This is a genomic window from Paenibacillus apiarius (assembly GCF_017052585.1).
In the GTDB taxonomy this organism is placed as follows: domain Bacteria; phylum Bacillota; class Bacilli; order Paenibacillales; family Paenibacillaceae; genus Paenibacillus_B; species Paenibacillus_B apiarius.
This window is the reverse complement of sequence record NZ_JAFFHZ010000001.1, coordinates 5,445,993-5,466,684: the sequence shown is the minus strand read 5'-3', so window position 1 is coordinate 5,466,684 and position 20,692 is coordinate 5,445,993. Positions and strand designations below refer to the sequence as shown.

At 48.4% G+C, this 20,692-nt stretch carries 20 protein-coding genes; 2 read left to right on the top strand and 18 right to left on the bottom strand.

Annotation, left to right across the window (positions count from 1 at the left end; genetic code table 11):
- Positions 1-58 precede the first annotated feature (58 nt).
- The 3 genes from JSQ80_RS24200 to JSQ80_RS24190 all read right to left on the bottom strand — a co-directional run bounded on the left by JSQ80_RS24200 (position 59) and on the right by JSQ80_RS24190 (position 4,562).
- Positions 59-1,303 (bottom strand): DUF445 domain-containing protein, encoded by a 1,245-nt coding sequence (locus tag JSQ80_RS24200; protein ID WP_206097029.1) that lies wholly within the window; start codon positions 1,301-1,303, stop codon positions 59-61.
- 288 nt (positions 1,304-1,591) lie between these two features.
- Positions 1,592-2,200, bottom strand: a complete 609-nt coding sequence (locus tag JSQ80_RS24195) for a class I SAM-dependent methyltransferase (protein ID WP_206097028.1) — start codon at positions 2,198-2,200, stop codon at positions 1,592-1,594.
- 331 nt (positions 2,201-2,531) lie between these two features.
- The gene (locus JSQ80_RS24190; protein ID WP_206097027.1) at positions 2,532-4,562 is read right to left on the bottom strand and encodes a thioredoxin domain-containing protein; all 2,031 of its coding nucleotides are present in this window, start codon (positions 4,560-4,562) and stop codon (positions 2,532-2,534) included.
- 384 nt (positions 4,563-4,946) lie between these two features.
- Between JSQ80_RS24190 and JSQ80_RS24185 the strand changes: the two genes are divergently transcribed.
- Entirely contained in the window at positions 4,947-5,105 is a 159-nt protein-coding gene (locus JSQ80_RS24185) for a hypothetical protein (protein WP_206097026.1), read from the top strand.
- Positions 5,106-5,766: 661 nt separating this feature from the next.
- On the opposite strand, the gene JSQ80_RS24180 is transcribed toward JSQ80_RS24185, so the two are convergent.
- The 6 genes from JSQ80_RS24180 to JSQ80_RS24155 form a co-directional block, all read right to left on the bottom strand.
- Positions 5,767-7,359 carry an ABC transporter substrate-binding protein gene (locus JSQ80_RS24180; RefSeq protein WP_206097025.1) on the bottom strand — a complete coding sequence of 531 codons (1,593 nt, stop codon included), beginning with the start codon at positions 7,357-7,359 and terminating at the stop codon, positions 5,767-5,769.
- A gap of 26 nt (positions 7,360-7,385) precedes the next feature.
- Positions 7,386-8,114: an ATP-binding cassette domain-containing protein gene (locus JSQ80_RS24175; protein WP_206097024.1), complete on the bottom strand. Its 729-nt coding sequence runs from the start codon at positions 8,112-8,114 to the stop codon at positions 7,386-7,388.
- Complete coding sequence (locus tag JSQ80_RS24170; RefSeq protein ID WP_206097023.1) at positions 8,099-8,911, bottom strand: ATP-binding cassette domain-containing protein; 813 nt, start codon at positions 8,909-8,911, stop codon at positions 8,099-8,101. Before JSQ80_RS24170 ends, JSQ80_RS24175 begins: the two co-directional genes overlap by 16 nt.
- Positions 8,904-9,680, bottom strand: a complete 777-nt coding sequence (locus JSQ80_RS24165; protein WP_206097022.1) for an ABC transporter permease — start codon at positions 9,678-9,680, stop codon at positions 8,904-8,906. Before JSQ80_RS24165 ends, JSQ80_RS24170 begins: the two co-directional genes overlap by 8 nt.
- Positions 9,677-10,618 (bottom strand): ABC transporter permease, encoded by a 942-nt coding sequence (locus JSQ80_RS24160; RefSeq protein ID WP_206097021.1) that lies wholly within the window; start codon positions 10,616-10,618, stop codon positions 9,677-9,679. The genes JSQ80_RS24165 and JSQ80_RS24160 overlap by 4 nt, the downstream gene beginning before the upstream one ends.
- Positions 10,619-10,742: 124 nt before the next feature.
- A complete protein-coding gene (locus JSQ80_RS24155) occupies positions 10,743-11,786 on the bottom strand; it encodes a helix-turn-helix transcriptional regulator (RefSeq protein WP_206097020.1) in 1,044 nt (347 codons plus the stop codon).
- A gap of 289 nt (positions 11,787-12,075) precedes the next feature.
- Between JSQ80_RS24155 and pdxR the strand changes: the two genes are divergently transcribed.
- On the top strand, positions 12,076-13,512 hold the full coding sequence (gene pdxR, locus JSQ80_RS24150) for a MocR-like pyridoxine biosynthesis transcription factor PdxR (protein WP_206097727.1): 1,437 nt from the start codon (positions 12,076-12,078) through the stop codon (positions 13,510-13,512).
- An 81-nt stretch (positions 13,513-13,593) separates the two neighbouring features.
- Here the strand turns inward: pdxR and JSQ80_RS24145 are convergent, their stop codons facing one another.
- The 9 genes from JSQ80_RS24145 to cyoA all read right to left on the bottom strand — a co-directional run bounded on the left by JSQ80_RS24145 (position 13,594) and on the right by cyoA (position 20,640).
- On the bottom strand, positions 13,594-14,295 hold the full coding sequence (locus tag JSQ80_RS24145) for a cytochrome c biogenesis CcdA family protein (protein ID WP_206097019.1): 702 nt from the start codon (positions 14,293-14,295) through the stop codon (positions 13,594-13,596).
- Positions 14,283-14,861, bottom strand: coding sequence for a thiol-disulfide oxidoreductase ResA (resA, locus tag JSQ80_RS24140; protein ID WP_206097018.1), 579 nt, complete (start codon positions 14,859-14,861; stop codon positions 14,283-14,285). Before resA ends, JSQ80_RS24145 begins: the two co-directional genes overlap by 13 nt.
- A gap of 5 nt (positions 14,862-14,866) precedes the next feature.
- Positions 14,867-15,469 carry an SCO family protein gene (locus JSQ80_RS24135; protein ID WP_206097017.1) on the bottom strand — a complete coding sequence of 201 codons (603 nt, stop codon included), beginning with the start codon at positions 15,467-15,469 and terminating at the stop codon, positions 14,867-14,869.
- Positions 15,470-15,487: 18 nt separating this feature from the next.
- Positions 15,488-15,826, bottom strand: a complete 339-nt coding sequence (locus JSQ80_RS24130) for a c-type cytochrome (protein ID WP_336245814.1) — start codon at positions 15,824-15,826, stop codon at positions 15,488-15,490.
- 62 nt (positions 15,827-15,888) lie between these two features.
- Positions 15,889-16,770 (bottom strand): heme o synthase, encoded by an 882-nt coding sequence (gene cyoE / locus JSQ80_RS24125; RefSeq protein WP_206097016.1) that lies wholly within the window; start codon positions 16,768-16,770, stop codon positions 15,889-15,891.
- Positions 16,767-17,096: a cytochrome o ubiquinol oxidase subunit IV gene (gene cyoD, locus JSQ80_RS24120; protein WP_206097015.1), complete on the bottom strand. Its 330-nt coding sequence runs from the start codon at positions 17,094-17,096 to the stop codon at positions 16,767-16,769. Before cyoD ends, cyoE begins: the two co-directional genes overlap by 4 nt.
- Complete coding sequence (gene cyoC / locus JSQ80_RS24115) at positions 17,097-17,723, bottom strand: cytochrome o ubiquinol oxidase subunit III (RefSeq protein WP_206097014.1); 627 nt, start codon at positions 17,721-17,723, stop codon at positions 17,097-17,099.
- A 7-nt stretch (positions 17,724-17,730) separates the two neighbouring features.
- Positions 17,731-19,695: a cbb3-type cytochrome c oxidase subunit I gene (locus JSQ80_RS24110; RefSeq protein ID WP_206097013.1), complete on the bottom strand. Its 1,965-nt coding sequence runs from the start codon at positions 19,693-19,695 to the stop codon at positions 17,731-17,733.
- 36 nt (positions 19,696-19,731) lie between these two features.
- Complete coding sequence (gene cyoA, locus JSQ80_RS24105; RefSeq protein WP_206097012.1) at positions 19,732-20,640, bottom strand: ubiquinol oxidase subunit II; 909 nt, start codon at positions 20,638-20,640, stop codon at positions 19,732-19,734.
- Between the last annotated feature and the right edge of the window lie 52 nt (positions 20,641-20,692).

Below are 20,692 nucleotides of genomic sequence, written 5' to 3'. Positions count from 1 at the left end.
AGACTGTTTCTGCAACCTAACAAAAGAGCCTGCCGCTATCGACAGACTCCATCTTGATTTAAAGGAACAGCTGAATTGCCGCTAGAAGCAATCCGATGACAAATCCGCACAAGGCGCCATTAACGCGAATCCACTGCAAATCCTTGCCGATTTTGCCTTCGAGCATCTCAATCAGCGCTTCATCGTCCATTTGATTTACATTTTCTTTTACGAGCTGACCGATACGATAATGGTTCTTCTCAACGACAGCGACGACCGCTTGACTGACTCGATTCTCGATCTCATGGATCCATTCCGGATTCGCCTTCAACTGTTGAGCGGCAGCACGGTAAACGTGGAGAACGATTCGCCCCCCCGTGTCGCGTTCACGGGCTAAGGCATGAAGCGCCATCGTGCGGATCTCTTCCAATCGTTCCCTAATCATCTCGTCAAAACGTTCATGCTGGATATGCTCGAGCAGCCAGGTCTTTAGTCGCCCCACCTTCTCTTCATGCATAGCAAGCTGGAAGACCTGCACACGAATCTCTTGGATAATCATTGTGCGGTATTCATTATCGTCATCCTTCAAGTCTTGCAGGGATGAAGTAATCATGCCTTGCAGCAATTGACCAAGCTTATCCTCGTCCATGAAGCCTGCGAAGGCTTGAAATGCAAAGCCCTTCAGTCCGCCAAGCTTGACTTCCGCCAGCTTCTCATTCGCCACTCTGCCAAGCATGCGCTTCGTCTCTAGACGCCGAGCCCACGACTCCGCCTCTTCAAGCACGTAGTCAAGCGCTTTCTCATCATAACTCTCCTTGATGAGATAGGTGGCAAGCTGGTCAAATGCTTGATGAAGCTCTATTTGACGTACATAAGTAGCTAACCCTGACTTAACGACGGGAGCCAGCTTCTCTACAGGAAGCCTTTCAACAAGCTGTATCGCACGATCAAGCACTTGTCTGCGAGCCTTCTTCTTCTGAACGGCCTGCGTGGCAAACGCTGTCACCCGCTCCACAAGGTTCCATCCGCGAAGCTTCTTCTCAATGCTCTCTTTGTTCAATAGCTCCGTCTCTATAGCAGATACGAGAGATTGAACAATCCGATCTTTATTCTTTAAGAGCAATGACGTATGGGGAATGGGAATACCCATCGGATGTCGAAAGAGCGCCGTAACTGCGAACCAGTCAGCGATCCCGCCCACAAGACCTGCTTCGAAGCCGCCCTGCAGAAGCAGTATCCATGTATAATCAGGCAGCATGAGCGTAACCACGAAGCCTGCAGCCATCACAATTAGGGATATTCCCGCTATATATTTGGAATTCATGATAACCTCCCTCCCTTGTTCAAGGGGATATATTGAAGTAAACACAGAAGTTCAAGCTGCTGTACCTTAACTGGTATTATTCCCATATGGCTAATAATTTGCTGAAGAAAAATAGCTGGAACAATAAAAACCTGCTTCAGTATATCGCATATTCAAACTCCGTTCTTTATAGATAACTATGATTATAAACGCAAAGAACCCAAGAGTGGGCACTTTTTTTAAAGTGTCCTCTCTTGGGTCACCGTTCATGCATAGCTTAGAGACGACTATCCTTCATCTATTTTTTACCTATACGTTCTTTTTCTTCAATAGATGGATATACCATTTCAGTCCGGCGTTGTGGTTAAATACGCTCACCTTGTCCACTACGTCAAATTGTCCGCACTGCTCCATTTCCTCGATCTTATTTTCGATAATGGTAAAAGCAAGGTCTTGCGTGTTTTTGTGAGAATACAAGGAAGATACGATAACGCCATTAGGAGTCAAAAACTTGGAATATTCAAGAAGTTTGCTTGGCGTGTTGGGCACATAATGCAGCGATTCGTTAAAAACGATGACATCATATTGCTTTTCAGGCACATACTGATTAATATCGCCGCAGTGGAAAATGTTCTTTGTCGATTTAGCCGATGCCATTTTGATCGCTTCCTGAGAATGGTCTACGCCCGTATATACTTCTTTCTCGCTGTCCAGAAGCATATCGTACAGTATTCCAGTGCCGCACCCCATATCCAGAATACCCTCTTCTGCAATAAACTTTCTTATGTAGCCGCACACAACCGAATATCTGGCATATTCCGTGATATCCGACAAATAATCCCACACGTTCGATTTGTACTCTTTGTCCCATTGCTGCTGATTACTCTCAATATAATCCTGAACTTTCGTATTTTCCATTTTTTGATTCCTCCCACTCTAGTAGATCTTGGCTTACTACCTGTCAACGATGAACAAGATACAGCATGACGGCCAATGAAAAGCAGCAACAAATCATAAAAGGATAGAATTGTAAAAAGGAAAAGCAATGGAAGCGTGAAGGTGAAGCAACATGATGTGGTAGTTGGTAAGCCGGTACAGAAGTGAGGCAAAAATATGAAAAGATCTATTTACTATAGTAGTAGTGCAGTTATATTTTGTCAATGAAATAAGTTTCTGAAATCACTAAGATGCCCCTCGTCAGTCTTACGAGAGGCATCTTTCACTACTCCGGAGCCGCAGTGTGACATATTTATGTGCTTTTCAACTGTTCCAGCAGCGACTCTGCATCATGGACCGGTGCCTGGCAAGCGTAATCTGCGCATACATATGCCGCAGGTTCGAGCTTCTTATCCAACTTAAATACGATCGCCGCATCCGGCGCATACGCCCGTTGAACGGCGGCAATCATTTCCTTGGTCAATGCATGATCGGGATCTCCCTCAATTACGACTTTCCGCTGACCTCTAACCGCTTGCAGCCATGCAAGAAGGGTCATCGCATATCCCGACGGATAACGCTTCACTGTACCTGCAAATGCTTGCAGCTGCCGCTCGGCGACAGACCGAAGCTCATCATCCTCCGTCATCAATGCCAGCTTCTGCAGCTGAACTGCGGCTACGGCGTTGCCTGACGGTATGGCGCCGTCGTATATTTCCTTCATTCTGGTCAATAGCTGCTCGCCATCGGAACCATAGAAGTAAAATCCGCCATCATCGTCATCCCAGAACAGGTCAATCATCCGCTTCTGGAGGGATACGGCGTGATCCAAATAGTCCGGCTTGGCCGTAGCTTCATACAGCTCCGTCAGCCCCCAGATCAGAAATGCGTAATCATCCGCATAGGCAAGGAATGCCGCTTCCCCGTCACGATATCGGGCCAGCAGCCTGCCGTCCTCGGTTCGACGCAGCTTATCCAGGATGAAGGATGCCGCCCGTTCGGCTGCCGCCGCATAACGGGGCTGCTGTAAGGCCTTGGCTGCTCTCGCCAGCGCGGCAATCATGAGACCGTTCCACGATGTCAGAATTTTATCGTCTTTATGCGGATGGACTCGCCCTTCTCTCGCTTGGAACAATCGTTCCCGGCTTCTGTGCAGCTCGGCACCGAATTCTTCGCTGTCCAATCCGTGCTTGTTGGCGTATTCTTCTACCGTCCACTCCAACAGATTCGGTATGCTGTCGCCTTCGAAATTCCCGCCTTCGGTAATGTCATATAGCTCGCAGTAACGTTTTCCCGCTTCGCTGCCGAGCAATTCCATCACTTCTTGCGGCTTCCATACATAGAACTTCCCTTCGACTCCTTCTGAATCCGCATCTTCAGCGGAGTAGAAGCCCCCTTCTTCCGCAGTCATATCCCGGAGAACATAGGCAAGAACCGATTCCGCGATATCGGAGTATGGCTTATCCCCAGTCGCTTGGTAAGCATCGATATATGCCATGGCCAACAACGCATTGTCATACAGCATTTTCTCAAAATGCGGCACCAACCAGCTCTGATCGGTCGAGTACCGGGCAAAGCCAAAGCCGATGTGGTCGTATATTCCGCCTCTTGCCATCATCCGCAGCGTGTGCAAGGCCATCTCCGCCGCTACCGGATCCCCGTACGCTGAACCGTATGCCAGCAGCCATGACAGATTGTGAGGGGAAGGAAACTTGGGAGCAGAGTTAAAGCCGCCATAAGTCTCATCATAATCCTCTTCGAATTGTCCGAAAGCGACATGCAATGCTTCTTCATCAACGCCTGCGGCCTGTCCTTCCGACTCGGCCTCGGAACGCTTGCCGAGCGCCTGACGGATTTGTTCGCCGACCTTGTGCAGCTCATCCCGATCATGAGCCCACTTGTCAGCCAGCTTCCCCAGCAGCTCCATCAGGCCGATGCGCCCATACTTTGCTTGCTTCGGGAAATAAGTGCCCGCGAAGAAAGGCGTCTTCTCCGGCGTCAAGATGACCGTCAGCGGCCAACCGCCCTGCCCGGTCATCGCCTGACATACGCTCATATAGAGATGATCAACGTCCGGCCGCTCCTCGCGGTCGACCTTGATGGATATGTAATGTTCGTTCAGCAGCTGTGCAACTTCTTCATCCTCGAAGGATTCTTTTTCCATGACGTGACACCAATGGCAGGTGCTGTAGCCGATGGAAAGAAAAATAGGTTTATTTTCTTTACTCGCTTCGTCAAATGCTTCATCGCTCCATGCGTACCAGTTGACTGGATTATAGGCGTGCTGGAGCAGATATGGTGATTTCTCATCGATTAATCTATTGGGCTTGTGATTCGTTGTCATGGGGTATCACCTCTTTTCATTGTTGGGATTTGTAATAATGCTTAGGGTTATTTTACCCAATTGAGCGGGGAAAGCCGCAGGGAAAAAAAAGTAACCCTCAATAGTTAAAGGTTACCTCATAAAGATTAATAATTCATTAACGAATGGCTTATCTGGTAGTTTCCCAGTTCGATTCTCACAGTGCATTAGTTTGGAGATTCGTGACCCCTATGGATACGTTTATGAAGTTCATTCAATTAGTGTTGAATAACCATAGAATATCTCAACAATAAATGCGGATCTGAAATAGCTGCAATTGATCTGAAGACTAATTACTGATCCGAAAATTGATCTGAATGTATATTGTGCAGAATCCATTTTAAAGTAAGAGGATGGTGCATTAATATGATTCAGCAAACTCGCAAAGACAAACATTCGAAAAGGAAATGGTTGCAGCAGATGAAAACTTTGTTCGTAGCACTTTTAAAAATCAACAATATCCTTTTAGCTGTTAAAGGCATTCCTGATTTTGTTGAAACAATGAAGAATTTAATAGTTCTCTAGATCTTCATCGGTTTGTTTGATATAGGGTAGTTTGTTTGCATCAGCGCCCAAGCTACCCTATTTTCATCTTTGTTAGTTATATCAGAATCTAATGATTCGTAATCAGCACTTCATATGTATCATTGTTTCTCATCCAGCTAAAAATCTATTGAGATTTTCTTGTGTCTTATTAGTTCGGGACGCAAATCTGCATCATAAAGATCATCAAATATTTCGTCTACTTCAACTAGGCCACTATAAAAACTAAAATTTGTATTGTTAACAGTCCCATATCCAACTTCTCTTAAAAAATCAATATAATCCTCAGGAATACCTTCTACTATCTCTTTTTTTAGCTCAGTCTCTGATAAGGCTTCTAAATTATGCTTGGAAGGATTTTTCCTTATTGATTCAAGAAAATGTTATATCTCATTTATTGCTCCTGCTCCCGTATTTCTATTTTTTTCTTTCCAAAATACCTCCAATCCAAAGTCATTAGAATTCGACGTGCCTAGTAAAACCCCTGCAAAATTTGTAAATATTGATTGCTATCTAATAAAAGCCAGTAACCGACTTGGATACTCTCGGACTTTAAAACATTGCAAGCCGAACCTGTTAGATACAGGATTCGGCTTGCAGCTTAAGCTTTATTATAGTTTTCAAAAATGAGACTGGAGCGCTCTTAAGGGCTAACCGCTTTCCGTACTCCAGCAGGATTAAACCCATTCTCAAGCCCGCTGAACGTATAGTCCGCTACCTTATCGTTGCGATATAAAATTAACTCCTTGGCATGCGTAATCGGTATGACGATAACCTTGTCATTCAAATAGTTCAATAAGAAATCATATCCCGACGCTATCGTCGCTTCATCCCGTGTATGCAGCACTTCCGTTATTCGAGCCTTAATGTCGTCCGCCTCCGGCAGACCTGACATCGCCGCTGTATGAGCGGTCTGATCGAGCATCGGACCGATAAAGTGATGCGGGTCCTCAGGCGCTCCTTTTGAATCCCAAATGGTGATGTCGAACTTGCCCTCTACGGAGTCTGTCCACCATGTCATCACATCGGTCCCTTCTACCTCTACCTGCAGCCCGACTTCCTTCAACTGGCCCTGCAAGGCGGTGGCCAATTCTTTGTTGAACGCTTCTCCCGTCTCATACGTAAATCGCAGCTTCATCGGGTTGCCATTGAACTCCCGGTATCCTGTCTCCTTGTTCAGCTTCCAGCCCGCCTCATCCAGCAGCATGCCGGCTTTCTGCACATCGAAGGCTCTCTTCGTTCGCAGCATTCCTTTGTCAATATACGGGATGTCTCCATCAAACATCTCGTCGGCAGGCGCCTCATAGCCGTACGTTAACCCTTCTGCAATCTCCTGCTTGTCGATGGCGTAAGCGATCGCTTCACGAACCCGAAGATCACCAAGCTTGTCGCCTGAAGCATTAAGCGCCAGCGCTCTGGTATGGCTGCCCTTCGACGCCTTGCCGGTGACGCCCGTCATCGATGTCGCTTGCTTGAATTCGTTGTTCGTAATCATGGTCGAGCTGAACACCACATCGATCTCGCCCGTTTGCAGCGCTTTCAGCCGCGTGGCGGAGTCGGGAACGTATTTGACTATGATTCGTTCATAAGCCGGCTCTTCTCCCCAATAATCCTTGTTTTTCTTAAATACGGTATGCTCGCCCTTCTTGAATGACTCGTGAATATAAGGACCTGTTCCAATCGTTCCATTCATGGACTGGTAGTTATCTTTAATAATCGATTTAGGGGATACAATAGCAAGGTACGGTGTGCACAAATCGTGCAGTACTGGATAATAAGGCGTTTTATACGTCACTTTGACCGTGTATTCATCCATTGCTTCCAGCTTGTCGATTGTCGATACAGCCTTCAGGAATGAAGCATTCCCCTCATCTCGGTAATACTCCAGATTGGCAATGACAGCCGCGGCATTCAGCGGTTCTCCGTCATGGAACTTCACGCCTTGCCTTATCTTCATCGTGAGCTCGGTACCCGATTCGTTGAATTGCCATTCGGTAGCGAGACCCGGCTTAATCTCGCCGTCTTCATAACGGACGAGCATATCATACACAAGCTGAATGACCGGTTTGTTATGCATGTCCGTCATCGTAGGATAGAAGCTGCTCAGTTCCCCGATATAGCCGATCACAAGCGTATCCTTATCCGTTTTTTCTCCTCCCGATGAACAAGCGCTTGTCGCTAAAATGATACAGAGCAACAGGACAATTGTTTTGAAACGAAATTCGTTGGTTTTCATCTCGTTCTCCTCTCCGATTGTGTTCGTTAGGTGCGCGCGACCGCCTGCACCCGCTCCTGCTTGACCGCCTGGCCTGCCAGACGTCCCTCCTCCAGCAGCAAACATCGGTCCGCAAGCCGGTATGCGTTATAGGGATCGTGCGTAATTAACATATACGAGCAGCCGTAACTGTGGCGATAATCGCCCAATGTGGCTATAGCCGCATCGCTCGACACCATATCCAGTCCGCTTAACACCTCGTCCAGCACCAAATATCGCGGTCTTACCGACAGGGCCCTTAACAGCGACAATCTGCGCTGCTGGCCTCCGCTGAGCTCCCGCACAGGCACTTGCAGCATGCCCCGCTCGAGGTTGAACCGCTCCATCAGCCCTTCAATCTCTCGTCGGCGTTCACGCCTAGTCATATCTGTCAGATTGAGCAGCGCTTCCTCCATATTGCGGTAAGCGGACAACCGGGGATTCAGCGTGCCGGAAGCATCCTGGAACACGCCTTGCAGCACCTTGCGGTATGGGCGCCAAGCCTTGAAGCTCAAGCCGGCCAGATTGACTCCATCCAGCCGGATGTTTCCGGAGACAGGACGATCCAAGCCAAGCATCAACCGGGCAAGCGTACTCTTCCCGCTCCCGCTTCCGCCCATAACCGCAAGGCTCTCGCCTTCCTGCCATCGAAAAGAAACTTGATCCAGAGCCTTAACAGAAGCGCGTCTGTCACCTGTATAGCTCATCGTCAAATTCGATATCAGTATCTCTCCCATAACCAACAGCCTTCCTCCTGCTGCGCTGCGCTGCATGCAAACTGCGCAGTCCACATGTGCTGCGGCCGATCAAGCAGTTCCTTCATGCTCCCTTGCTCGACAAGCTCGCCGTCATACAGTACCTGCACCTGATCGCAGATACGACCAAGCACCTCTGTGTCGTGCGACACGATCAGCAGCCCTGATGTCAGCTTGAACTCCTGCAGCAGCTTGATTACGGCTTCCCGATTATCCGGATCCAATGCGGAAGTAGGCTCATCCGCCAGAATATACGGAGGATTCAGGCCCAACAAAATCGCGATCGCAGCCCGCTGCAGCATGCCGCCGGACAACGCTCCGGGCCGGCTCGCCATCACCCGCTCATAATCGGGAAGATTAACCCGCTCCAGCTTGGCCCGCGCCAGTTCGTTTGCTTCTAAACGATTCAGTCCCAACCGTTTGCGAAAAATAGCTTGGATTTGCCTCCCCATGTTCAAACGCGAGTCAAAAGCGGTCATCGGGAGTTGCGGCACAAACCCGATCCATCTGCCTGCCACCTGCCTGCGCTCAGCCGGAGCAAGCGCACCTAGATCACGGCCCTCCAATTGTATGCTTCCGCCATCGATCACGCATCCCTTGCCCAGAACGCCCATCACCGCCTTAAGCAGCGTGGTTTTCCCCGATCCGCTCTCTCCGGTCACCCCGATTGCTTCTCCGCGCTGCAAGCAAAAAGTAAGCTCGCGCAGCAATCGTCTCCCGCTCGTTGCAGTCACACCTATTCGATTCAGACTTAATATGGCCTCTCCACTCCTACTCAAGCTCTTCTCCCAGCACATTAAAAGAGAATGCGCACAAAAAAATAAACGCCAGCGGATACAACATAATATCCGGACGAAGCATGGCAACCGCCCGGCCGTCCATCATGATTGCGCCCCAGTCAATCCCGTTCTGTTCGAGGCCTAACCCGATAAAAGAGAAGCCGCTAATCATCAGCACCATATCCGAGCTGATCAAACTTAGCAGCACGACTGATTCCCTGATCAGATTCGGCGGCAGATGCCAGAACATGATACGAAGCTTGGAAGCTCCCGACGCCGCTGCGCAGTAGACGTAAGCTTTATCCCGCTCAATCTCCGCCTTCGCCTTCACGAGCTTGACCAGACTGACAAGCGACGCTATCGTCAATGCGACGACAACCGTGTGCATCCCGCTTCCCCACGCCCCAATCCAGACGATCAGATAGACAATAGGCGGGAACGAGGCAAGCACATTCAAGAAGCTGTCGCCCAGCCAGCGCCATCTCCCCCGCCATAACCCGGCTGCTATGCCTATTGGCATGCCTGCGGCCAATGTTGTCAGCCATGTCAGCAGAACGATGCCCAACGTCGTTCTCCCTCCATATAGGACACGGGATAGCACACAGCGTCCCATCGAGTCTGTCCCGAACGGATATTCCGGGCTGGGAGGCAGCAGCCGCTTGCCGATATCGACCAGGTGAGGGTCGTGCGGAGCCAGGACGTAAGCAAATGCACATGCGAATAGTGCGAATACGGCAGCCACGATCCGCAACCTTCGATATCGACTCATTCCCTGTTCCCCCTAGACGTCTCGCGATTCAGCCCTATCCGTACGGCATCGGACATCCGGCTTGTCAGCATAAAGACCGCAGCGAGCAGCAGAATCGAAAAGTGGATCATCGGCGCGTCACGGTTGATGACACTAGTGATGATGACGTTGCCGATCCCCGGAACCGAAAATATCTGCTCGATAATCGTAGCCCCCGCAACCGTAAATCCGATGCTCTGCATGAAGTTCGGCAGCAGAGCAAGCAATACATGAGGCAAGCCGTGCCGAAGCAAGATATAGTTCTCGTGTAATCCCTGGCAACGAGCGTACATGACGTAATCTTCGTCCATTTCTTTGACCAGCATGCCGGTAAGCATCCGTCCATAAAAGGCGGCCATCGGGAGAGCCAAACATAGAGCGGGATTCCAAACATTCAGCATGCCCTGACCACCTACGACCGATATCCAATGCAGCTTCACCGCCACGATGTCCAAGTATGCGGTAGCCAGATAAAAACCCGGTAACGAGATCCCCGCAATCATCAGAGCTCTGACGATGGATCCTGACCATCGGTCTCTTAGCCAATAGCCAAGACAGCCTAGCGAGACCGCTCCCAACGCTTGCAACACGGCGCTCAACGCTACGATGCGGAATGTGAACGGTATCGTAGCTGCAAATTCATCAAGCACAGGTTTGTTGTTCATGAGCGACTTCCCGAAGTCGAAGCGGAACGCATTTCCCAGCCAGGAGACATATTGCCTGATTAGCGAGCCGTCTAATCCCAATTCTTGTCTCAGATCCGATATCATGTCATCCGAAGGATTCATCGTATTTCTGATGGCAAATGCTTCCGCCGGATCAATGGGTGATATTCGCATAAGCAGGAACGATAGTATGCTTACCACGAGGAGAGTGAGCACAATATCCGCTGCACCTCTGATCGCGCGATTGCCGAACATAGCGGTTGACCCCCCTTTCACGCGAAACACCAAAACATCCCCCAGCAGCTGCTGGCGCTCCTGAATCGGATACAACACCACTATACCGGAGGATGACGGTCAATTGTTGTGCGATAAGCACCGATTATGTTGGTTGCGTACTTATTTGTGCAGGTAATCTCTTCAGTTTGGATTTCCGATACTGCAAGGGGGTTAGGCCGAATTCACGCTTGAACGCGTTGCAGAAATTGCTTGCGTTGGAGTAACCGACATCCAACGCGATGTCTTGAATAGACTTGTTGAGATCGATCAGCAGCGCAGCCGCGTTCTGCATGCACGTTTTGCGATAATGAACGTAGATCGTGTGGCCGTAGATTAACTTATAACCCTTCGTCAATTTATTGCGGCTGATGGCAAGCTCCCTGGACAACTGAACCAGCGTGGGCGGATTGCCGGGGCTCTCCATTAGCCTGTCATGTCCCAGACGGATTTGCCGGATCTCGTAATCATCCAGAAGCACCCCCGCCTCTTCGTCTTTCTGTCCGGACAGTTCTACCGACAGGAGAAGGGACATCAGTTCCATGACTTTGCCTTCGTAATATAATATTTTTGACTGCTCCGGAAGGCGGCAATGGAAGATGCTGCAGAAGATGTTTGCCACTTCCGCACTCGCTTGCACGCCTGTAAAATATTGCTGGCGTGCCGAACTATCGAGCTTCCCCATTGTATGATTCCATAGGTCAATGCCACTGCTGCCGAACAGCATGGACATGTGCTCCGAATCCGCTGTCAGCGACACGCATTGATAACGCCGGCCTGCATAATGACGAGTGCAGCCTTTCATCTCGCAAGACTTGGATACAGACAAGCTGTTCTTCGTAAACAATGCCTTCTCATACCCGTGTTCTTGCAGCTCCAGTTCACCACCCAGACAATAGGTCACTCCGATATAACGGCAGGTCATCTCGTATTCAAACACCACGTCGTTATGAAAAGCAACATCGTAGATCACAAGTGCAGAGCAGTCCATAACGCGGTACACTTCAACTTTGCCCGATCCCCAGCTTTCCATAATATCGTAGCGCACAAAGCGATCACGCGTTCTCTCCGCTCCATCACTTTGCCTGGCCAGCCGGCACATCGTCTCTTCAAACCTTTCAGGACTATCAATGAAAAAATGGTGTCTCATGCCCACACGCCTCTCAAACCAAAAAGTTGTAGTAATAGCAGAATAGTGAGAATCATTATCATTTATATATTATAGCTGCAATTTTTTCTTTTGGAAATATGTAGGACATGAGAAGCCGCCAAACCGGAGAGAAACCATCCAATTGTAAACAAAATCACCATCCATGTTCAACAGATTGATATTTTTCCGATGCCAAGAAGGGCTTTTTTTTACAAGCCAAATGTTATGATAAAAAGATTCCTGTTATAATAATCCATCTAAAAAAACACTAGGCGAGGAGGTGATAATGATGTGGAAGCCTGACCGTCGCAGCAACGAGCCTCTATATCAACAGATTGCCGATGACATCGAACGGAGAATTTCATACGGTGAGTTTCCGCCGGGCAGTCTGCTGCCTTCCGAACGAAAATTAGCCGATCAATTGGAAGTTAATCGAAGCACGGTTGTCCTTGCTTATGCGGAGCTTCGTGCGCTTGGGATTATAGAGAGCCGTACAGGAAGCGGAACTCGGGTAAGCAAGTATAAATGGGGAGCAACACCGAAACATACCCCTAACTGGCATCGGTATGTGGAAGGCGGGAGTTTCTTGCCTAACCTGACTTTTTTGCGCCGTATCCGGGAAGCTCTTCAAAAAGACAATTCTTTGATTGATTTTGCTAGCGGCGAACTTGGGGCGGACATCTCTCCTGTGGAAGAGATAAATACTATTATCGACGAAAACCACTATACAGAATATCTTGGATATGACAATCCTCAAGGATTTGTTCCACTTCGAGAAGCGCTCGTCACGTATTTAAGCCACTATCGGGGCATTCAAACCACAGAGTCGTCGATCCTCATCACATCCGGCTCCCAGCAATCCTTATATTTAATTACCCAGTGTTTGCTGACCCCCGGTGATGCGGTTGCAATTGAAGATCCTTCGTATTGCTACTCGTTGCCTATGTTTCAATCGGCAGGTCTTCGATTATTCCGTCTTCCCGTCGACGAGAAAGGAGTCCGGCCCGAGGATGTACGCACTCTGTATAAAAAACATCGTATCAAGATGGTGTTCATAAATCCGAATTATCAGAATCCAACAGGCGCTGTCCTCGATGCTGAACGCCGTATGGAACTGCTTGATGTTGCGAGCGAACTGGGACTGCCGATTGTAGAGGATGATCCCTTCAGCCTCACTTCCTATGATGGAACGCCGCCGCTGCCGCTCAAATCCATTGATTCTATCGGCTCGATCCTCTATATTGGCTCGTTCTCCAAAATCGCAGCATCCGGGCTGCGTGTCGGGTGGATGGTCGCTCCTCATTCCGTTGTCGAACGGTTAGCCGATGCCAGACAGCAGATGGATTTCGGACTTAGCGTCGTTCCGCAAAAGGTTGCTGCGCAATTCTTTAAGTCTCCATATATCCAGCCTCATTTGGACCGTTTGCGAATGCATCTGCTCTATAAACGGGATTTGTTGATAGAAGCGCTTCGGAAAGAACTGCCGGGCCTGGTCCGCTTCTCGATTCCACAGGGTGGCTTGCACCTGTGGTGTAAGATTATACCCGAGGTGAATGATAGTAAGTTGTTGGAAGAAGCTCTCCGAAATGGCGTAATCTTTGTCCCTGGCAGCGTCTATGGTTCGGATTCCGGTTATGTGCGTTTCACTTTTGCAAGGCCTAGGGCTGATGAAATCATTCCGGGTGTTTCCAAATTTGCCGCATCTCTTCGGAGCGTTCTTGCTTAATCCAATTAAAAAGGTGAATGAAAGCTTTGTATCGTATCATACAAGTCTTTTCACTCACCTTTTTATGGTCTGTCTATTAAGTTACAGAAAACTCGAAAACCACGTATTCATCATGCTCACTTTATCGAAATAAAGCAGCATGCCCACAATGACAAGAAGTACGCCCCCAATTTTCATAAGCAAATCGGAATACTTCAGTATCCCCTTTATTTTCCCAATAAAATAGGCCATGACAATAAAAGGAATCCCAAACCCTAATGAATAGGCAGTCACGTTAACAAAGGTGTGAACCGGGTTCGGGTTGATGATATTCGAGTACATAATCGCTCCGAATATGGGACCTATACAAGGGGTCCAGCCAGCAGCGAAAATAATGCCAACGAGCACAGAACCTAGCGATTTGTTCATCTTCGCTTGTATAAAGGGGAAACGAAACTCCCTCATCATCATTTGAGGCTGAAATATTCCAATCAGGAATAAACCCATGACAGAAATAAATACGCCGCCAAGCATTCGAATCAGGTCGCGATAATTTTCAAATAAATGGCCCATAAAACTCGCTGAAAAGCCTAAAATATAGTATACGAGAGAGAAACCAAACAAAAACAAAACAGAATTGAGAAACAATATTTTATGAATCTTGGAAGAGTCCCTCGTCTGCAATTGACTAACTGACATCCCTGTAATATAAGAAAGAAAAGACGGGTATAAAGGCAACGTGCACGGCGAGACAAATGCAAGTACCCCCCCGCCAAACGCGATAGACCATGTTAAAGTATCCATTCCGACAGCTCTCCAGTCATATCCTGCTTTTCACGTCCATGCTTAGGTTGAATCCGTTCCATTACATTCATAATATAATCGGAACTGTCCAACTCCCCTGAGATTTTCTCCACGATGTGACCCTTGTCGTCAATCAGAAAAGTTGCTGGCAAACCACCAATTTTATAGCGTTTTTTCACATCGCTTTGTTGATCAAGCAGTATGGGGAATTTCAAGTGATAACGATCTGCAAATTGGCTTGCTTTTTCCTTGGCTTCTCCCATATTGACAGCTAGGATCTCAACACCTGGCAATCTCTGATAGGTTTCGTTCAGAAGCGGCATTTCATTGACGCATGGGTCGCACCAGGATGCCCAGAAGTTCAGAAGAACGCCTGTCCCAAGATAGTCGGATAATTGCACCGTTTTTCCTTGCAAATTGGTTAATGTAAAATTCGGCGCTTTCTTGCCTATCGCAACAGCTTCGCGATTTCCCGCCAGCGTTTGCATGATCGCATAGCCGACAGCAATCAGGATAAGGATAAGCACAATCGCTCGCGTCCATGAAGAACGTGCAATAATCTCCAATGCTATCAACTCCCCCCCGCCAAATTGTCTCCCTGTCGTTGCAATGCTTTTACATCTTTCATAATTTTATCGTAAGGCGTATCCGTCATCCCATCGTACTTGGCAACAACTGTCCCTGATTGGTCGACCAAAAAAAACGAAGTACCGTGAATAACCTGATCGGAGGACGTATCCTTCGCAACAACAGTCTTAAACGAATTGACAATGAATGTTTTGATCTCATTAAACTCATACCCGGTTAGCGCATGCCAATTCGAGAAATCGGCGTCAAATTTTGTAAGGTAATTTTTTAATGCCTCAGGATCATCCCGCTCTGGATCTACAGAGAAAGAGATCAATACCGCCTCAATACCCGCTGATTTTAATCGGCTTTGCAATTCGGACATGTTGGCCGTCATCGTCGGACACACCGTTGTACAATACGTAAAAACAAAGTCAGCGATCCACACCTTGCCTTTCAAATCAGACAAAGACACCGGATTCCCATCTTGATTGATGGACTCAAAAGGCGCAACCTGGTAATTAAGCTGATTCGGCTTGCCGCTGCCGCATGCGGATGTAATGACAATCATCAAACCAATTAAGACGTATATGACCGCCCTTTTCACAGATAACCCCTCCTGCACCTATTTATTTTTCGAGAGCCATTGCGATAAAGCTTGAATTTCCTCGCCACTTAACATCTTTTTGAAGGCCGGCATGCCTCTTGCGCCATCATGTATAATCTCGATCAGTTGCTGCTCCGTCAATTTGGAGCCAATCTCCTGCAAACCGGGGCCTACTTTTCCGCTTAGATCAGCAGCATGGCAGGATAAACATTGTTTTTTATATATGGCCAGCGCGTTTGCGTCTCCCGGAGCAGTCATTCCTTCATTTGTTGCTTGATTGTTAGCTCCTTCACTACACGCAGTTATGACAAGCACAATCATAACAATAAGAAAAAATGCAAGGTTTGCCTTCAACACGACCCACTCCCACTCCTAAAATAACGGATAAATGTCTTCATTCGTCATCCAAGTGAACAGACTTAGATTGGACGACCGGCAGTATCCAAAATCATGATGAAAAAGATGACCATCAAGTAATTCACCGAAATCAGGAAATTCGTTTTGGCCCACTTGTCGTTATCCAATGCAGCAGCGCCTATTAACGTATGCCATACCCAAACGACACCTGCCAGCACAGAGACCGTAAGGAATATTTCGCCTGCATACCCATAGGTGTAAATCAGCACAACAGTCGGAAGTAGCAAGACTACATAGGGGATCATTTGCAGCTTCGTCCGGCGTACCCCTTTACGAACCGGCAAAAGCGGAAATCCCGCAGCCTGATACTCGTCTACTCGCCGGATGGCAAGCGACCAGAAATGAGCGGGCTGCCACAGAAATAATAACGCGAACAGAAGCAGAGCGCCTGCATCTGCCTCATTGGTAAACGCACAGTAACCAATTACCGGCGGCATTGCGCCAGAGACGCCTCCAATCGATGTGCTCCAGGTCGAGGTTCGCTTTAACCACATCGTATACAAGACGATATAGACAAACATACCGAGCAATCCGAGCCAGCCGCACAGCGCGTTTACTTTCCAAAACAGGACGATTTCTCCCGCTATTCCAAGCGCCAGGGCGTACAACAGCACGCCCCTTATTTTCAATCGGCCTGTCGCCAGCGGCCTATCCTTCGTTCGGCTCATCTTCTGATCCAGCTTCCAGTCCCAGATGTTGTTCATTACGCACGAGGATGCCATCGTTAAAACGGTGCCTAGAAGCATCCAGAACAAGAAGCTCCAATCCACCATCCATTTGGAAGCCAGCCAATACCCGCCAAACGCGGCAACGAGATTTAGTTGAAGGATTCGGGGCTTTGTCAGTTGAATCCAAGTCAATACACTTGTGGATGACCTGCTCATGTTGCCACCATATTGAATAACATGATCCACATGGAGCCGATTACGATAACCAGCAAAATGATCAAGCCCAGAATCAACGTCACCAAATTATAACGAGGCTTTTTTTCCTCCCGCAGATGCATGAAATAGATCAGTTGCACGACGAACTGCAACACTGCTGCCGTCATCAGAACGATGGTGTTCGTCATCCCCTCGGTCCATCCGTACAAGACGGCGGTAACCGGAATGATCGTCAATACGATGGAGAACAGGAATCCGATCGTATACGATTTCAAGGAGCCCTGGGTCTCGGCGTCATGCGGATGTGTCATGTCATGCTGCGTCATCTATCTCACCCCCATCAAATAGACAATCGTAAACACAAAAATCCAAACCACATCAAGGAAATGCCAAAACAGGCTGATTACATTCACTTTGCGCTTCGTTACCGGCGTAATGCCGTGCTTGGCCAGCTGAATAATCAATGCAATCATCCAGACCAATCCTATGGATACATGGAGCCCATGAGTCCCGACCAAGGTAAAGAAAGCGGATAGAAATGCGCTCGTGCTTATGGTGGCTCCCTCATGCACCAGATGGATAAATTCATTGACTTCCAGCACAATGAAGGTCGCACCGAGCAATGCCGTGACACCGAGCCATCCCATCAGGGCTTGGCGATTGCCTTTATGCATGGCCAGCACGGCGAGACCGCTCGTATAGCTGCTGGTTAGCAAAATGAAAGTGCTTGCAATAATGCCGCCCATCTGGAACAGTTCTTCAGGCCCAGGCCCACCGTTTCTGTTGCCTTGCAGAACAATATAGGCAGCAAACAAAGTGCCGAAAATAATCACATCCGTCATCAGGTAGATCCAAAATCCGAATGTGCGCATTTCTTCCATATCCGGATGCTTGTGATGATCCGAACGCGATACGTGTTGATAGGCATGTCCGGAATCGTTTAATTGAGCCATTCGTTCGTTACCCCCTTATCGCAGCTTCTGTGCGTTTAATGTCCTCAACAGGGATATAGTAATCGGTATCATAGTTGAAGGAATGAACAAGCATGCACACCGCCACCCCAACTAAACCGGATATCGTTAACCAGAGCCAGTCAAATACAAAACCAAATCCGGCCGCAAACCAGAACATCGACATCACAAAAGGAATTCCTGAATTTTTGGGCATGTGAATCGGTTCCAGCTTCGCTGGAGCCAGCGAAAGCGGATCCCGCTCTCTGCGCTGCTTCTCTTCCCACCATTCATCCTGAGAAGATACCTGTGGCAGCGTTGCAAAATTATAGTACGGCGCAGGAGAAGGAATCGACCATTCCAAGGTGCGTCCGTTCCATGGATCGCCCGTTTCATCTTTTTGAAGATGCTTGACGCTATACACGATTTGCCATACTTGAAACAAGAAGGCTATTCCCATCAGAGCTGCCCCGATGGTGGATACCAAGTTCATTTCCCACCATCCCTTATCCCATCCGTACGTGACCAGCCGCCGCGTCATCCCCATTAATCCGAGCACGTATTGCGGCATAAAGCATGCGTAAAATCCAATATTCCAGAACCAGAACGCCCATTTCCCGATACGTTCATTCAGCTTGAAGCCGAACAATTTGGGCCACCAATAATACAATCCGGCGAAATAACCGAACACCACACCGCCAATGATGGTATTATGAAAATGCGCGACCAGGAAATAACTGTTATGGAATTGAAAATCAGCTGGCGCAACCGACAGCAGCACCCCGGTCATCCCGCCGACGAGAAAGCAAACAATAAAGCCGATCGTCCACAACATGGGAGTCTCGAAGGTGATTTTTCCCCGGAACATCGTAAACAGCCAATTGAACACTTTCACGCCTGTCGGGATGGCAATCAGCATCGTCGTTAGCGCAAAAAATGCATTGACATCGGCGCCAGAGCCCATCGTAAAGAAATGATGCGCCCATACGAGAAACGATAAAATACTGATAATCATCATGGCATACACCATTGATTTATAGCCAAACAACTTTTTCTTCGCAAAAGTGGATACAATCTCCGAGTAAATGCCGAAGGCAGGCAGAACGATGATATACACTTCGGGGTGCCCCCACATCCAGATCAGATTGATATACATCATCGGGTTACCGCCGCCGTCCAAGGTGAAAAAATGCGCGCCCAAATATCGGTCCAGAAACAGCAGCGCCAATGTTGCCGTCAAGATGGGAAAAGAAAATATAATCGCGATACAGCTCGATAAAACCGACCACGGGAACATCGGCATTTTCATTAGCTTCATGCCGGGAGCACGCATTTTCAAAATCGTCACGATAAAGTTGATACCGGTCATCAGGCTGCCGATCCCCGATATCTGTATCCCCCATATATAGAAATCCTGTCCGACACCCGGATTGAACATTCGTTCCGAATAAGGCGGATAAGCGAGCCACCCCGAATCTGGCGATCCTCCAATCACAAAGGACAAGTTAAACAGCATCGCGCCAAAAAAGAACAGCCAGAAGCTCAGCGCATTCAGAAAAGGGTAGGCGACATCACGCGCACCAATTTGCAGCGGCACGACCACGTTAAACAACCCGAACATAAACGGCATCGCCATAAATAGAATCATAATCACGCCATGCGTGGTAAAAATCTGGTTGTAATGATCGGGCGCCAAAAGGTTCAGCTCCGGCATGGCCAGCTGCGCCCGCATTAAGAGCGCATCCACTCCGCCGCGGAACAGCATAAGGAAAGCGGAAAGTATGTACATGATGCCGATTTTTTTATGATCGACGGTCGTTAGCCATTCACGCCACAACCAGCCCCATTTTTTAAAATAGGTGAGTCCAAATACAATGCCAATGATGGTTAAAACAATGCTGATATCCGCACCGTAAATTAACGGATCGCCCGTTACAAAAAATTCCGAAGCAAAGCTTTTTACGTTCTCCCACATGGATCGCTCTCTCCTAACATTTCAATTCGAAACCAGCTACTCTTGGAGCTTGATTTTTTGAATGTCCTTCCAGGACAAACCATGATTGTGCGAGGAAGCATACTTGGTAACCGTCATATAAAACAACCCTTCCGGAAACGCGGAGAACGTCTTAACGTCCGACGCGGCAGGCTTAGCCAGCTGTTGGTAGCCTTCCAACGTCAGCGCCGGTGACGATGCTTTGACCTCGTTCACCCATTGGTCAAACTCCTCCTGTGAAGTGGATTTCACATCAAAATACATCTTTGCAAACTCTTTTCCGGTGAAATTCGCCCCTGATCCCCAATATTGTCCACGCTCATCTGCTTGCAAATAAAGGGTCATCGCCATCCCGGACATCGCGTACATCTGACCGCCGAGCTGCGGAATCCAGAAGGAATTCATCGGAGAATCGGCTGTAATCTCAAATCGGATCGGCACACCCTCCGGGAAATGGACAGCATTCACCGTTGCGATTCCTTGCTCGGGATATTGGAATAACCACTTCCAGTCCAGCGAGGTCACTTGGATGGTCAACGCTTTTTTATCCGACTCGAGAGGTTTGGACGGCTCCAGGGCGTACGTTCCCTTTATGGTAATCAGGCCTAACACGGTAATAATAAGGATTGGAATCCCCCACCAGATAACTTCCAGCTTGGTGCTATGCTCCCAATCCGGTGCGTATTTCGCTTTTCTGCCTGTCCTATCCCGGTAACGCCACACAATGATTGCGGTAAGAATCAGGACAGGCACGATAACAAGGGAAGTCAAGACCGTTGAAATCATCATCAAATCCCGCTGTTGTTCGGCAATCGGCCCTTTGGGATCAAGCACGATCATGCTTTCTGTGCACCCGGTCGTCATCAAGAGCAGCAGCAACAGCATGGATAAGGATGCGAACCAGCGGAGTGGGTTGGGTCTCTTCATCTTTTCATCTCCCATCGAATGGTGTGATTTTCATCACACCTTACTCTATAAG

Coding starts and splice junctions, on each gene's coding strand:
- JSQ80_RS24200 (WP_206097029.1), bottom strand. CDS start 1,303: ATGAATTCCAAATATATAGCGGGAATATCCCTAATTGTGATGGCTGCA.
- JSQ80_RS24195 (WP_206097028.1), bottom strand. CDS start 2,200: ATGGAAAATACGAAAGTTCAGGATTATATTGAGAGTAATCAGCAGCAA.
- JSQ80_RS24190 (WP_206097027.1), bottom strand. CDS start 4,562: ATGACAACGAATCACAAGCCCAATAGATTAATCGATGAGAAATCACCA.
- JSQ80_RS24185 (WP_206097026.1), top strand. CDS start 4,947: ATGATTCAGCAAACTCGCAAAGACAAACATTCGAAAAGGAAATGGTTG.
- JSQ80_RS24180 (WP_206097025.1), bottom strand. CDS start 7,359: ATGAAAACCAACGAATTTCGTTTCAAAACAATTGTCCTGTTGCTCTGT.
- JSQ80_RS24175 (WP_206097024.1), bottom strand. CDS start 8,114: ATGGGAGAGATACTGATATCGAATTTGACGATGAGCTATACAGGTGAC.
- JSQ80_RS24165 (WP_206097022.1), bottom strand. CDS start 9,680: ATGAGTCGATATCGAAGGTTGCGGATCGTGGCTGCCGTATTCGCACTA.
- JSQ80_RS24160 (WP_206097021.1), bottom strand. CDS start 10,618: ATGTTCGGCAATCGCGCGATCAGAGGTGCAGCGGATATTGTGCTCACT.
- JSQ80_RS24155 (WP_206097020.1), bottom strand. CDS start 11,786: ATGAGACACCATTTTTTCATTGATAGTCCTGAAAGGTTTGAAGAGACG.
- pdxR (WP_206097727.1), top strand. CDS start 12,076: ATGTGGAAGCCTGACCGTCGCAGCAACGAGCCTCTATATCAACAGATT.
- JSQ80_RS24145 (WP_206097019.1), bottom strand. CDS start 14,295: ATGGATACTTTAACATGGTCTATCGCGTTTGGCGGGGGGGTACTTGCA.
- cyoE (WP_206097016.1), bottom strand. CDS start 16,770: ATGAGCAGGTCATCCACAAGTGTATTGACTTGGATTCAACTGACAAAG.
- cyoD (WP_206097015.1), bottom strand. CDS start 17,096: ATGACGCAGCATGACATGACACATCCGCATGACGCCGAGACCCAGGGC.
- cyoC (WP_206097014.1), bottom strand. CDS start 17,723: ATGGCTCAATTAAACGATTCCGGACATGCCTATCAACACGTATCGCGT.
- JSQ80_RS24110 (WP_206097013.1), bottom strand. CDS start 19,695: ATGTGGGAGAACGTAAAAAGCTTTGCTTCGGAATTTTTTGTAACGGGC.
- cyoA (WP_206097012.1), bottom strand. CDS start 20,640: ATGAAGAGACCCAACCCACTCCGCTGGTTCGCATCCTTATCCATGCTG.